Origin of the sequence: Xenorhabdus bharatensis (assembly GCF_037996705.1) — a bacterium.
Taxonomy (GTDB): domain Bacteria; phylum Pseudomonadota; class Gammaproteobacteria; order Enterobacterales; family Enterobacteriaceae; genus Xenorhabdus; species Xenorhabdus bharatensis.
In genome coordinates this window covers 325,700-339,713 of sequence record NZ_JBBMXG010000002.1, presented here as the reverse complement: position 1 = coordinate 339,713, position 14,014 = coordinate 325,700, and the positions used below count along the sequence as shown (strand labels likewise).

Here is a 14,014-nt window from a genome sequence, read left to right as displayed (position 1 = left end):
AATCTGACTTATTATCGGCTTAATATAAGGAAATAAAAATTGATGGAAAAATCAGTGGAGTTCCTCTTTTATGCCGAACCCTCGCCTGCAACAACAGTTCATTCAGTTATGGCAGCATTATCAGGGCGAAAATGCTGAAACCACGCTACAGATACTCGCCGATATCCTGCACTGTTCACGTCGCCATGTCCGTTCCCTATTAAATAATATGCAGCAAGCTGGCTGGTTACGCTGGCACGCTGAAGCCGGCAGAGGAAAACGTTCCCGACTCCACTTTCTTCGCAGTGGACTAGAACTCCAGCAACAGCGAGCTGAAAAGCTGTTCGAGCAAGAAAACATTGAGGAATTAGTTCATTTAGTTGGTGACAAAAATACCGTGCGCCAAATGGTACTATCGCAACTGGAGCGCAATTTCAGGCAGGGGAAAAGCACACTACGCATTATTTACTATCGACCATTTCCAAACTTACTACCCGGTACAGCACTCAGGCGGTCAGAAATACACCTGATACGGCAAATTTTCAACGGATTAACCCGTATAAATGAGGAAAAAGAGGAAGTAGAAGGTGATCTGGCTCATCACTGGCAGCAAATGACAGAGCATCATTGGCGTTTTTACCTGCGACCAGCCATCTATTTTCACCACGGCAGAGAGTTGCAGGCAGAAGATATCATCAGCTCACTGGAGCATTTAACAATATTTCCGCTTTTTTCCCACATTAAAAAAATCACTTCCACGGTTCCCTATACAGTCGATATCTTTCTTCATCAGCCTGACACTCGGCTTGACTTTCTGATGGGCAGCCCTCATGCCATGATCCTGCCACAAGAATGGAGAAATCTGCCCAACTTTGCTCAACGCCCAGTCGGAACCGGCCCTTATCAGGTCGTTACCAATAATAGGCATAAATTAAAAATTAAAGCATTTGATCACTATTTTGGTTTCAGAGCGCTACTTGATGAAGTGAATATCTCTATTCACCCTGAATTGACAGAAAAACTGGTTTGTACAACTCTGCATCTGGGAAATGATGGCAACAATAACAATTCATTAGATAGCCGAATGGAAGAAGGCTGTTATTTCCTGTTAAGTGACCAACGTTCGGCGAAATGTGCAAGGCAAGAGGTGCGCGATTGGCTGTGTAGTTTACTCACGCCTATTAATTTATTAGCCCATTGTGATCCTTTCTATCAGCGCCACTGGTCACCGGCGTATGGGTTATTGCTGCGCTGGCATCACAGCAAGCTCCTCCCGCAACGTCAGAAACCGGAAGATATTACCAGCCTGACGGTCACTTTTTATCAACAGCATCATGAGTACCATACTATCAGTAAAATCCTGCAAGTTATTCTGGCAAAGTATGGTGTTGAGCTGACAATCAATATTGTGGATTACGAAACATGGTTCAATGGCGATACCGAAAGTGATGTCTGGTTAGCCACCGCCAATTTTTATAAGCCGCTGGAGTTTTCATTGTTTGCAACTCTCTACGAAATTCCCTTGCTGAAAAAATGTCTGAACAGTGATTTAAACCGAGAGGCTTCTTTATGGCGGCAGGATAAGCTGAATGTTGAAGAGTGGTGTGAAAAAATCGTTGATGAGCATAGGTTACACCCATTATTCCATCACTGGCTTGAGTTACAGGGGCAAAGAAGTATGAGAGGGGTGAAAATGAATACTTTTGGATGGTTTGACTTTAAATCTGCATGGTTTACACCTCCGGAAGGATAATTCACAGAAAAACCTCAAGTTATAAACAATTATAGTCTGACAATGATAATTTTATTCACTTTTTCTGTGGATATGTATGTGAAAAAGTCAGGGGTAAAGCGGGTATAGTTTTCTTTACCCCTTTCAATCGTCTGATAAGATTAAATAAATACCTATTATTTTTCATTACGTTAATGTTTATAACGTGCATTTACCCAACCTGTGCGGAATATCACAGTTTTCTGTTTTTCTTGCACTGCGCAAATATCAACCAATGGTGAATTTATCCACAGGATATGCCTTTTAGTTAAACAAAAACCATAGGTTTTTGTAGAAAACCACCTTGAATAAGGCTGTAAATCAAACCAGTGATCGCAATTTTTATCACTTATCCCATAGTTCTGTGGATAACATGGTGTAAGATCCTGTTTATTATCACGGTGAATAGGTGAACAATCATAATGAGTTTATTTTTAATGCGAAGAACACGAATTAAAATATCTTGTATATCATGTCATTATCTGGTTAATCCGCATACTGATAAACTTATAATAAACTTAAACAATCGATGTGTTCATTTTTTAAACAACGCTAAATATATCTTATAATCATGCAATTCACACCACCAGTATCACCAGAAAACGAACAACAACTCTTCGAACGAGCCCGGTCTCTGGCAGGCTTAACGTTAGGAGAACTGGCTACACAAGCTTGTATTTCCATACCGCCTAATCTGAAACGGGACAAAGGTTGGGTAGGTATATTGCTTGAATATTATCTGGGGGCGAGTGCGGGAAGTAAGCCAGAACAAGATTTTGAGCATATTGGTGTTGAACTGAAAACAATCCCTGTGGACAGAAACGGTGCGCCGCTGGAAACGACTTTTGTCTGCGTTGCGCCTTTAACCGGCAACAGTGGCATCACATGGGAAAACTGTCATGTCAGGCGTAAACTGTCTCGTGTTTTATGGGTTCCGGTTGAAGGGGAAAGAGAGATCCCGCTTTCTGAACGTCGTGTTGGCTCTCCGCTCCTCTGGAGTCCAAATCCGGTTGAAGAAGAGTTATTAAGATGCGATTGGGAAGAATTGATGGACCTCATCGTGTTAGGCAAAGTTGAGAGTATTACAGCCCGTCATGGTGAAGTCTTGCAATTGCGACCAAAAGCAGCGAATAGCCGGGCATTAACAGAAGCTATTGGTGAATACGGGCAGCCGATTATGACGCTTCCCCGTGGTTTTTATTTAAAGAAAAGCCTTACCGCGCCATTATTGGCTCGCCATTTTTTCATAGGTTCTGATTAGTGTTGTCACTTGAACTTCACTATCTTCTGAACCCCCGCTTATTCCAGTCACCATAGTGACTGGAGCATATTCGCCTCTATACTTATCCGCTAACTGACTCTGCTGCTTAAATATTTTTTCACTTTTTTTAATGCCATTTGTCTTTTTAATGGGGATAAATAATCAATGAAAATAATACCGTGCAGATGGTCAATTTCGTGCTGCATCACGATAGAAAGAAAATCTTCACTTTCCACTGTGATAGCCTGACCGTTTCGATCCAGTGCTTCTACTTTCACTTTTTCAAATCGTTCCACATCAGCATAATAACCGGGAATTGATAAGCACCCTTCCTGATTCACAACCTTGCGTTCTTTTTCAACGATTTTGGGATTGATTAAAACCAGAGGCTGATTCCGCTCTGGTGAAATATCAATAACTAATACAGATTCTCTTCTTCCTACCTGAGGTGCTGCCAACCCAATGCCGTTATCCGTGTCATACATTGTTTCCAACATATCATCGACCAGCGTTTGGACATCTTCAACATGGGCGACATCAACACATTTCTGTTTCAGTCTTTCATCAGGAATTGTGAGTATATCTAAAACAGCCATAACCATTCTCCTTTGTTCACGGAACGTTAAGAATAATATAACTCGCTTTGCCTTGCTTCCAACTGTTCGAAAAATGTGTGTATCTGTTCACTTGTAGGGGGATCATTTGCAAACAGGATGCGATACATTACCGGTGCAACAACACCCGAAATAATCAAATCAACAGAAATAGTCTTTTCGCCTTTTTCCAGTGCACGCTGACAAATTACCTCTATTTGCTGGCGTATACATCCATCACACTTACCTGCATATTCATGGCCCGGCGTACCCAGTATATCTCTTAACATTGCTCGGCCGGGTTCAGATGACATCTCTTCAAAGTATTGCTCAAGCCATGTCAGAAGATCTGTACGAAATGAACCTGTTTCAACAGGGGAGTGATCCGGTTGTAGCTCTTCAACCGCAACATCTGCCAGTAATTGTGACAAATCACCCCAGCGGCGATAAATAGTTGATGGTGTCACACCTGCACGGGCAGCAATCGCGGGCACAGTCAGTTCAATACGGGAAAGCTCTTGCTGTAGTTCCCGCACAGCCTGATGGACAGCCGCCTGCACGCGGGCACTACGACCACCGGGACGCGGTGCTGCTCTGTGAGTCATTTCTTTCTCTGCTCCTACTTCTGTCACTGTTCACACAAAACCACTAAAGCAAAAAAATTGCTTTAGTGAGATAATTCTTGTAGCATCATTAAAGCTAACATTTTGCTTTTATGGAGTTGTTATGTCAAATAACGCACCTGATTTCTGCCGACACTCTCATAGCAGTCGGCTGTCTTACCAAGCTGCAACGATACTTCATGCCATCACGCTAATGGCTTTTTTAGCAGCATCCAGTGCACCTACGCCACTTTATCGTATTTATCAGCATGAGTGGGGATTCAGCTCAACATTACTGACGGTAATTTTTGCCGCCTATGCACTGGCCCTGCTGCTGGCTTTATTGGTAGCTGGCCGCTTATCAGATCATATAGGGCGGCGACCGGTGATCAGCTTAGCCTTATTGTTACAAATCATATCGATGAGTACTTTTTTACTGGCCTCTGATCCCGCATGGCTGGTAGGTGCACGTATTATACAAGGGCTTGCAACCGGGTTGGCGACTGCTTCTGTAGGAGCGGCTCTGCTGGATATGAACAGAGAACGCGGGGCGCTGATTAACAGTATTGCACCCATGTTAGGTATGGCTGCCGGAGCCTTAGGCAGTACCACATTGCTGGTATTTGCTCCCGGTCCACTCCACACCATATATGTCTTACTGCTGACTGTGTTTTTGGTGGTATTAATTCTTACCCAACTGGCTCCTGAAACTGTACAACGTCGTTCGGGAGCGTGGGAAAGTCTACGTCCTCGCATTATAGTCCCCGCACAAGCCCACAATGCGTTACGGGCAATCACCCCGGCTAATTTTGCTGTGTGGATGATCGGAGGGTTCTACTTATCACTCATGCCGTCACTGATCGTAGTAACCACTCACACAACATCACCGTGGATGGGAGGGCTTTCGGTCGCCGCATTAACGCTCAGTGGTGCGATTGCAATCATCGCTGCACGTAGACTTACCTCCTTTTTGACTCTGTTATCAGGTGAGCTTGCTTTAGCAATCGGGCTATTACTGATCTTACTGGCTGCAAATCAGGAATATGTCATGCTATTGCTGATAGGTTCGGTTATTACGGGGTTCGGGTTTGGAGCAACCTTTCTAGGGGCGATAAGAACCGTATTGCCACTGGCTGAACCTCATGAAAGAGGCGGTCTGATGGGCGCTTTTTATATTGAAAGTTACCTTGCCAACAGTGTTCCTACTGTTGCTATCGGTTATCTCGCTCATCAGTCTGGTCTGCTGGTTGCGGTCAATGTCTACGGAGCAGTCATCATGGCTCTGGTTTTACTGGCGATTCTACTGACACTATTGAATAGAAATATATCAATACCGTTAAGGAAATAATATGAACACAACAATACCTAATCCTTTATCTGCGGAAGAAACACAAATGCTGGCGGCCAATGTCGGCCTGACACTGGATATAGAGCGAGCACAATATATTGCAGGAGCACTGCATCATATCCGCACGGCAATCGCCCGACTAGATGAACTGCCGATGGATGATGCTGACCTTCCGGCGCTGACTTTCAATGCCGGAGGGGAAAGAAAAATATGATCGACCTGAAAAACCTGACTATTTCTCAAGCCAGTCAAGCTATCGCTGCACAAACATTATCTCCGGTAGAACTGGTTGATGCAGCCCTTGCCAACATAGAAATAGCAGAGCCAGAGATTAATGCTTTTGTCTCTGTCTGGGCGGAAGAGGCCCGGGAACAGGCCAAACAGGCAGCACGCGAAATCAGTCAGGGAAAATATCGCGGGCCGTTGCATGGGATCCCTCTGGCATTGAAAGATCTGTTCGATGTCGCCGGTAAACCGACCACCGCCAGCTCTAAAGTGCGGGCAGGACATATTGCCCAGTCCAACAGTACGGTAACTGATGCTTTGCATCGTGCAGGAGCCATCTTACTGGGGAAAACCCATACTCACGAATTTGCATTTGGTGTCATTACGCCACAAACACGCAATCCTCTTGATACTCGTCGTATCGTTGGCGGCTCCAGTGGTGGCTCTGCTGCTGCGGTAGCCTACGGCGGGGTATTGGCAGCAATAGGAACAGATACCGGTGGTTCTATCAGAATACCAGCGGCACTGTGCGGAATTGTCGGCTTTAAACCGACTTATGGATTAGTTTCCTGTTATGGTGTTACGCCACTAGCATGGTCACTGGATCATGCCGGGCCAATGACCCGAACCGTTGAAGATGCCGGATTAATATTGCAGGCATTAACGGGCTTTGATGAACGTGACCCGGCAAGCCGTCAGGCACCGAATATAAATTATGCGGATTTCTCTAAACAGGAAATTAAAGGATTACGGATTGGCATTCCGCAAAACTATTATTTTGATCAGGTTGCGGAATCAGTGAAAACAGCAATAAAACAGACCGCAGAACGCCTTAAACAGCAAGGAGCCGAAGTCACGACAGTCAACGTACCTCTGGCAGATTACCTGCTGCCAACCCAGTGGGGCATCACAGTGGCTGAAGCGGCTTCAATACATTCTCGTACTTTACGTAAGTCTGCATCACTGTATGGGGATGATGTGAGGACTTTCCTTGAAGCAGGACAGTTATTACCTGCCGGAGATTATCTGAAAGCACAACGAGCCAGACGGATGATATGCCAGCAGTGGGATGGATTATTTAATGATATCGATATCTTACTCGCGCCTACAGTCCCTGAGACAGCAGCGCTCGTTGGGCAGGAATCGTTTATCTGGTCTGACAATTCTGAGGAAAACGTCACAAATGCCTATCTCCGTCTATGCATTCCGGCCAATATCACGGGGCTACCGGCCTTAACACTGCCTGTAGCAAAAGATAAACAAGGCCTGCCTATCGGTGTACAAGTGATTGGCCGGGCAATGGATGATGCAACAGTACTACGAGTAGGCCATGCTATAGAAATGGCTGGCAAAACTGAGTCTGTATAGAAATAAAAATACACACAAAAATGCCAACCCGAAAACCGGGCTGGCATATTATTTCAACTTTACAGATTTGCTGCGCTAAGCGCCTGCGATAAATCGGCAATCAAATCATCCACATTCTCAATACCCACTGAAAGACGGATTAATTGTGGTGTAATGCCTGCCGCTAAACGTTTTTCCAACGGAATAGATGCATGAGTCATGGTAAACGGCTGGCCAACCAAACTTTCCACGCCACCCAGACTTTCTGCCAGTGTGAATAGTTTCAGTGCTTTTATCATCCGGTGAGTAGCATCATCATCCCCTTTCAGCACAATAGAAATCATGCCACCAGCCCCTTTCATCTGACGCTTCGCCAGCTCATGCTGAGGATGGGAATCAAGACCGGGGTAAAAGACTTTTTCTATTTGTGGCTGCTGCTCCAGCCAGTGGGCAATTTTTTCTGCGTTGCTAATATGCCTTTCCATACGCAGTGATAATGTTCTTATGCCACGTAAGACAAGGAAGCTGCTGAAAGGATCAAGGATCCCGCCAATTGAGTTTTGCAGGAAAGCAAGCTGTTCGGCCAATTCAGCATTGTTCCCCACTACTGCAAGGCCGGCAACAACATCGGAATGACCATTCAGGTATTTAGTCGCAGAGTGAACAACAATATCAAACCCTAAATCAAGCGGGCGTTGGATATAAGGAGAAGCAAACGTATTATCTGCAACACTGATAATCTTATGGTGTTGGGATATCTGAGCAATTGCCGCCAAATCTGCCAGTTTAAGCAATGGGTTAGTTGGCGTTTCCACCCAAATCATTTTTGTATCAGGTTGGATAGCCGCTTCCAGTGCCGCAGTATCGCCCGCTTCGACATAAGTGACACGCAACCCGGCAGTCCGGCGACGTACTTTTTCCAGTAACCGGTAAGTCCCGCCATACAGATCATCCACAGCAACGATATGGCTGTCTTTATCAAGTAATTCCAGAATCGTCGAACTGGCTGCTAAACCTGAGCCAAATGCATAACCCCGGCTGCCATTTTCCAGTTCAGCAATCGCCCGCTCCAGAGCATCACGGGTGGGATTACCACTACGGGAATACTCGTATCCCGTATGCTGACCCGGTGCAGGTTGTGCATAAGTGGATGTCGCATAGATTGCAGGCATTACAGCCCCGGTATGATCAGGGACATAGCCGGCGTGAACGCTTTTAGTATCAAATTTAGTCATTAAGTTATTCCTGAAATAGATTAATTGAGTTGTTGACGCCATGCGTTCAGCACATCAGTACGGGTAACAAGGCCAATAAAGTGTTTATTATCATCAACAATTAGCGCCACATGACCCGCATCAAAAGTTGCAACCAGTTGCTCCAATGATGCATTTTTATGGAGAGTCTTAACCTGACTGGTCATGGCCTGACTGACGGGCAAAGAGAAATTATGAGAATCAGCCTGAATGGCATTCATCAAGTCCCACTCATCAATAATGCCGACAATTTGGTCATTATCGAGTACAGGAAGTTGTGAAATGTCATACAACCGCATTCGCCCATGTGCAATCTGTAGTGTATCCTGTGGGGAAACAAAAACTGTCGCGCCATCCCGGTAACGATATGTCACGTAATCACTTAAATCATTTTCTTTCTGTTGTGAACGCAGCCCTTGTTCCAGTAGCCAGTAGTCATTGAACATTTTGGATAAATATTTATTGCCGCTGTCACAAGCCAGAGTCACGACACGCTTTGGTGTTTTCTGTGCCCGGCAATAACGTAAAGCAGCAGACAGTAACGTGCCTGAAGATGAACCGACAAGAACACCTTCCCGTAAAAGCAGCTCCCTTGCACAGGAAAATGCTTCCGCATCGGTGATCCGGTAAGCATGACTAATGTTAGAGAAATCCCCCAACGGTGGGATAAAATCCTCGCCTATTCCTTCAACAAACCAACTTCCCGCTTCATCGTAATGACCGTATTCAACATAATCAGCAAGAATAGAACCTTTAGGGTCAGCAAGAATAAACTGAGTATCGGGAGAAACTTCCCGGAAATAGTGGCTTAAACCGCCAAGCGTTCCGCCTGAACCCACGCCAACAACCACAGCATCCACATCGTGTTCCATCTGCTGCCATATTTCAGGCCCGGTCGTTGTTATATGCGCCAGTGAATTAGAGGAATTATTAAACTGATCAATGTAATACGCACCACTGATTTCCTTCGACAGGCGCAACGCATAATCCTGATAATATTCCGGATGGCCCTTACCCACATCAGAACGGGTCAGACGGACATCCGTTCCCAATGCTCTCAGGTGATATATTTTTTCCCTGCTCATCTTATCCGGCACAACCAGTATCAGCTTATAACCTTTCATGGCAGCAACCAGTGCTAACCCGATACCCGTATTACCAGCCGTTGCTTCAATGATGGTACCACCGGGTTTCAGTAGCCCCTGTTTTTCTGCTTGTTCAATCATTGAGAGTGCAACTCTGTCTTTAATAGAACCGCCCGGATTCTGATTTTCCAGCTTAATAAAGAGTTGGCATGGGCCAGTATCCAGATGGGTCAGTTCCAGCAACGGTGTATTCCCGATCAACTCCAGAACCGAACGTGGTGCAGACATATTAGCCTCTTAATATTCAGTAATATTTGAAAATAAGACTTACAGATCTGTGAAGAATAACGCCGTTAGATAACAGATTAAAAAGAACAAATCAAAACTACATATAACTAAAAGTAATTAATTAATTCGATATTGAACAATAGCAAGTACTTTCTAATACAGGTTCTTAACTGAACGACTATCTCAATGACTCAAATTCTCAGAAATCCTGTCAGAATGATATACGATTAAATTATCCTTTCTGTATTTTTTATGCTGATAAAATTTAATATTGCAGTACAACAAAAATGACAAATACACACAGCCAATAATAATATACCCACTGGATTTCCAGTTGCGCTCTGGCGGAAGAAAAGGAACGACACAGCTAAAAAGCCACCGGAAAGACGAGCGGTATCAAGAGGAGTTAATAATGAATAACAATATGTTAACCAAAGAAGCTCAACAGGCATCATTGATACTGTATGCAGCCGAGATGAACAGGCAATATTACAATAATCCGACTCCCCCCGCAGACCCGCGCTTAGCAGAAGATGGCTGGGATCTGGTCGCCTATATTAGTGGGAATGATCTCTCTTTTTCCGTAACCCCCAAAAGTAATCAACAATTTTTAATTATGCTGCCTAACCATGTTTGTTATGGGTATATCGCTAAGAATAAAAAAACGCCGGCAGAGTATGTCATTGTTATCAGGGGGACCGACAGTTCTAATCTGTTTGAAGCATTGCATGATATTGTTCCTGTTTTCACCTCACCGTGGGCTGATACTCCTCAACAAAAAGTCAGTATGGGGTTTTATAGTGTTTATAATTCACTGAAACTGACCATTGTTGAGCCTGAATATAAAGATAATTACAACCACCTCAGATTTTCTAATGCTGTTGCTCAATTCATCGGTATCAATACTGCATATACTATATTGGGCCATAGCCTTGGCGCGGTCATTGCGACCTATCTTATGAGGGATATTCCCCTGCTTGGCGATAAACACAAAGCCAATCTGTTTGCCAGCCCAAGAGCCGGTAATCATGAATTTGCTACCTATATCGATAACCATTTTGCAAACTATGAAGCATTCAGCTACGAAAATGATCTGGTTCCTCATCTGCCTCCCGACATTCCATTCATACTGGAGTATGAATCCCTGTCAAAATCTACGATCCTTAAAGCATCGGATAGCCTCAATATCACTGACAGTGTGAGATGTAACCATTATTTAACCAGTTATATCGCCCTATTAGATCCTGAACAGTTCAAAAAACTGCTCAATGAACCTCAGGACGCAGACTCTGAAGATGTTAAAAAAACAGCAGAGTGTATCTCTCTGACACCACCATCCAATCAGTAATATAGGCAATTCACTCAGCCAGAATACAACCATACATATAAAGGAGGAGAGACAATGAAACGGGGTAATTATTCATGCGGAATATTATTGATATTAATCATAAGTAGCTTTTTCAGCCCGGCTCTGCGGGCACAAGGTGAAGCTCATCTGTTATTCCACATGGGGCTGGGAGCAAAAGGACAATTCTTCGTCGGTGGAACCATGCAAAATCAGGGAGATGAACCGGTGGCCGGTGGATATCTGGCAATTTTACCCCTTAATACAACCTGCGAGCCGCAATCACTCATTGTGTACTCATTTGATTCACTGGCACCGGGAGAAAAGCAGGAATTCCGCATTCCTGTGGATGCCCCATTCAGTAGTTACCATCTGGCTGGTTTCGGGGCCTATGATGATATGGGTTTTTCACTTCCTACTGTAGATGAAACGGCAAAAGTGATTAAAGATCGTGAGTCAAATGAACGTAAAGCATGCCAGTCAGCGAGGGAGGCCAAAGCAGTTAATGAGCCGAATACAGAGGAAAAAATCCATAAAATCCGTAATTGAAGAAGTACTCTCTCTCCAATGGCTTTCAAGTCGTTTCTTTATTATTAGCAGCAATGTAACTTGAAAGTCGGCAGGTATCATTCTCGGTAGATCTCTGGCTGAAATACGTCTGACAATACCACCAGCAGGGATCTACCAAGGGAATATAACTGGAACTTTATCTGACCCGAATTAATTCACATCATCATTTATCCGTAACAATGCAAATCCATCCCAGCCTTTTTCGCCCACAGTCTGCAAAGCCGTTGCTGTGATTTCCGGGCGGTTAAGTATTTTATCCAGTGTCTGATGAATACCTTCAGCGAACTCATCACGCTGCTCATGAACAACAGCACCGCCACGAACAACATTATCCATGATGATAATACTGCCGGGACGCCCCAGCTTAATCGCCCAATCGAGATAAATCTGGCTACTTCGTTTATCAGCATCAATAAAAATCAGATCAAAAGGTGCTCTTTCACTCAGAGTCGGTAAAGTCTCATTGGCATCTCCTTCTATAACTTCAATTTTATGAGTGAGTTGAGCCAATTCGATATTACGCTGGGCGATCTGTACCATTTTGGGATTTTTTTCCAGCGTGATAAGTAAACCATCATCGGGTAACGCTCTGGCCATATATTGCGCACTATAGCCGCCTAACGTGCCGATTTCGAGGATGCGTTTTGCTCCGCTAATCTGAACCATCATCATCAAAAACTGCCCTTGCAGTGCTGAAACATCAATAGCAGGCAATCCCTGACTGGCGTTATATTCAAGGGTTTGTTCGAGATGCGATGCAGAATGTAACAGGCTATTCTTTAGATAACTATCAACTGAAGACCATTGTTGCTGTAATTCTTCGTATTGCAGATTGTGACTCAAGACAACACTCCTCTTTATCAATAAGACAAATGTTTATTCATGCTCAGATTCAATCCGAATATAAATTAACCAAAAATAAAAGCCAGCCATTTATGTCATGGTTTCTTTTCCTCAACCCACGGTTGTTTCAGCCGATGTGGTGAGATAATGACCCACTGCCCTGTTAAAGGGTTATAGCGCCTGTGTGGATGATCAGCCTGATTAAATTGCCTTTTTGACATAACCTAAATGCTCATTCAGGTGCCAATCCCTGTACTCATGAACGGTACATGAATCGATGGGCATAAATACCTTTATGCCCGTTGTAGCTGCTATGTCTGTGTGATGCGATTAACGTGCCAAGCGCGTATTATCCGGCTTTATAACCATTAGGATTTTGGGACTGCCAACGCCATGCATCTTCGGTCATTTCTACAATAGTACGGCTTGCTTTCCAGCCCAGCTCACGCTCTGCTTTTTCAGGGCTTGACCAGCATTCTGCAATATCTCCCGGGCGACGTGGGCAAATTTCGTAAGGAACCGGATTACCACATGCCTGACCGAATGCGGCCACCATATCCAGTACGCTTGTTCCTGTTCCTGTCCCCAAGTTATAGATATGAAGACCAGATTTTTTACCGACTGCATTCAGCGCCGCAATATGGCCATCAGCCAGATCCATCACATGGATATAATCGCGGACGCCTGTTCCATCCGGAGTAGGATAATCGTCACCATAAACGGACAGTTTCTCTCGACGGCCTACCGCTACCTGAGCAATATATGGCATTAAATTATTCGGAATGCCCTGAGGATCTTCTCCCATCGTACCTGATGGATGTGCTCCTACCGGATTGAAATAACGTAATAATACGACTGACCAATCACTTTCCGCATGATGAAAATCAGACAGGCAGCGCTCAACCATATATTTACTTGTACCGTAAGGATTGGTGGTATTCCCTACCGCAGACTGTTCAGTAATGGGAACAATTTCAGGATCGCCATATACTGTTGCTGATGAGCTGAAAATAATGCTTTTTACACCGGCTTTGTGCATGCTGCGCACTAACACCAGTGTGCCATTAACATTATTATCATAGTATTCAAGGGGTTTTTCGACTGATTCGCCAACCGCTTTCAAACCGGCAAAATGGATAACGGACTCAATAGAGTGACGGGAAAAAACAGAATCAAGGAAGGCTTCATCACGAATATCACCCTGATAAAACAGCGGCCTGATGCCCGTCAGCGCTTCAATGCGAGCCAGAACTTCCTGACTGGCATTACACAGGTTATCGACAATAATCGGCGTCATCCCTGCTTCAATCATCTGGACGCAGGTATGGCTACCAATATATCCCATCCCACCTGTCACTAATATTTCCACATTTACCTCTTTTTTAATTGGGCTGAATCAAACAGTTATTCAACCAATAAGATACACCCTATTTTCAGATCCCTGTTCTTATTGGTCGAAACACAGTATAAAAAGAGTTAACGATTTAGTGAACTAAAACTAAAT

Annotated in this window: 13 protein-coding genes and 1 pseudogene; 7 read left to right on the top strand and 7 right to left on the bottom strand. The window is 44.3% G+C overall.

Translation table 11 applies throughout. The features are described from left to right. Nucleotides 1–70: 70 nt before the first annotated feature. Both sgrR and mutH read left to right on the top strand, forming a co-directional pair. On the top strand, nt 71–1,732 hold the full coding sequence (gene sgrR / locus AAC855_RS03460) for an HTH-type transcriptional regulator SgrR (RefSeq protein WP_340608215.1): 1,662 nt from the start codon (nt 71–73) through the stop codon (nt 1,730–1,732). A gap of 589 nt (nt 1,733–2,321) precedes the next feature. Continuing rightward, complete coding sequence (mutH, locus tag AAC855_RS03455) at nt 2,322–3,011, top strand: DNA mismatch repair endonuclease MutH (protein WP_340608214.1); 690 nt, start codon at nt 2,322–2,324, stop codon at nt 3,009–3,011. 89 nt (nt 3,012–3,100) lie between these two features. Here mutH and def read toward each other — a convergent pair whose 3' ends face one another. Both def and AAC855_RS03445 read right to left on the bottom strand, forming a co-directional pair. Beyond that, nucleotides 3,101–3,607: a peptide deformylase gene (gene def / locus AAC855_RS03450; RefSeq protein ID WP_340608213.1), complete on the bottom strand. Its 507-nt coding sequence runs from the start codon at nt 3,605–3,607 to the stop codon at nt 3,101–3,103. 26 nt (nt 3,608–3,633) lie between these two features. Beyond that, nucleotides 3,634–4,209 (bottom strand): TetR/AcrR family transcriptional regulator, encoded by a 576-nt coding sequence (locus AAC855_RS03445; protein WP_340608212.1) that lies wholly within the window; start codon nt 4,207–4,209, stop codon nt 3,634–3,636. Nucleotides 4,210–4,330: 121 nt separating this feature from the next. Between AAC855_RS03445 and AAC855_RS03440 the strand changes: the two genes are divergently transcribed. Genes AAC855_RS03440 through AAC855_RS03430 form a run of 3 tightly spaced genes read left to right on the top strand, consistent with a single transcriptional unit; the run spans nt 4,331 to nt 7,147 of the window. After that, the gene (locus tag AAC855_RS03440; protein WP_340608211.1) at nt 4,331–5,554 is read left to right on the top strand and encodes an MFS transporter; all 1,224 of its coding nucleotides are present in this window, start codon (nt 4,331–4,333) and stop codon (nt 5,552–5,554) included. Between the two features lies 1 nt (nt 5,555). Beyond that, nucleotides 5,556–5,768, top strand: coding sequence for a hypothetical protein (locus tag AAC855_RS03435; protein WP_340608210.1), 213 nt, complete (start codon nt 5,556–5,558; stop codon nt 5,766–5,768). Next, the gene (locus AAC855_RS03430) at nt 5,765–7,147 is read left to right on the top strand and encodes an amidase (protein WP_340608209.1); all 1,383 of its coding nucleotides are present in this window, start codon (nt 5,765–5,767) and stop codon (nt 7,145–7,147) included. The genes AAC855_RS03435 and AAC855_RS03430 overlap by 4 nt, the downstream gene beginning before the upstream one ends. A 59-nt stretch (nt 7,148–7,206) precedes the next feature. Here AAC855_RS03430 and AAC855_RS03425 read toward each other — a convergent pair whose 3' ends face one another. Together AAC855_RS03425 and AAC855_RS03420 are read right to left on the bottom strand one after the other, a co-directional pair. Continuing rightward, nucleotides 7,207–8,361, bottom strand: a complete 1,155-nt coding sequence (locus tag AAC855_RS03425; RefSeq protein WP_340608208.1) for a trans-sulfuration enzyme family protein — start codon at nt 8,359–8,361, stop codon at nt 7,207–7,209. Between the two features lie 20 nt (nt 8,362–8,381). Further along, nucleotides 8,382–9,752, bottom strand: a complete 1,371-nt coding sequence (locus AAC855_RS03420; protein ID WP_340608207.1) for a pyridoxal-phosphate dependent enzyme — start codon at nt 9,750–9,752, stop codon at nt 8,382–8,384. A gap of 412 nt (nt 9,753–10,164) precedes the next feature. Here AAC855_RS03420 and AAC855_RS03415 point away from each other — a divergent pair, with 412 nt between their 5' ends. Continuing rightward, nucleotides 10,165–11,100 carry a lipase family protein gene (locus AAC855_RS03415; protein WP_340608206.1) on the top strand — a complete coding sequence of 312 codons (936 nt, stop codon included), beginning with the start codon at nt 10,165–10,167 and terminating at the stop codon, nt 11,098–11,100. Nucleotides 11,101–11,154: 54 nt separating this feature from the next. After that, on the top strand, nt 11,155–11,646 hold the full coding sequence (locus AAC855_RS03410; protein ID WP_340608205.1) for a membrane-associated Zn-dependent protease 1: 492 nt from the start codon (nt 11,155–11,157) through the stop codon (nt 11,644–11,646). Between the two features lie 171 nt (nt 11,647–11,817). On the opposite strand, the gene AAC855_RS03405 is transcribed toward AAC855_RS03410, so the two are convergent. The 3 genes and pseudogenes from AAC855_RS03405 to galE form a co-directional block, all read right to left on the bottom strand. Then, a complete protein-coding gene (locus AAC855_RS03405) occupies nt 11,818–12,510 on the bottom strand; it encodes an O-methyltransferase (RefSeq protein WP_340608204.1) in 693 nt (230 codons plus the stop codon). Nucleotides 12,511–12,626: 116 nt separating this feature from the next. Beyond that, nucleotides 12,627–12,731, bottom strand: a pseudogene (locus AAC855_RS03400) (hypothetical protein); the annotation flags it as partial. A gap of 128 nt (nt 12,732–12,859) precedes the next feature. After that, the gene (gene galE / locus AAC855_RS03395) at nt 12,860–13,879 is read right to left on the bottom strand and encodes a UDP-glucose 4-epimerase GalE (protein ID WP_340608203.1); all 1,020 of its coding nucleotides are present in this window, start codon (nt 13,877–13,879) and stop codon (nt 12,860–12,862) included. Nucleotides 13,880–14,014 lie beyond the last annotated feature (135 nt).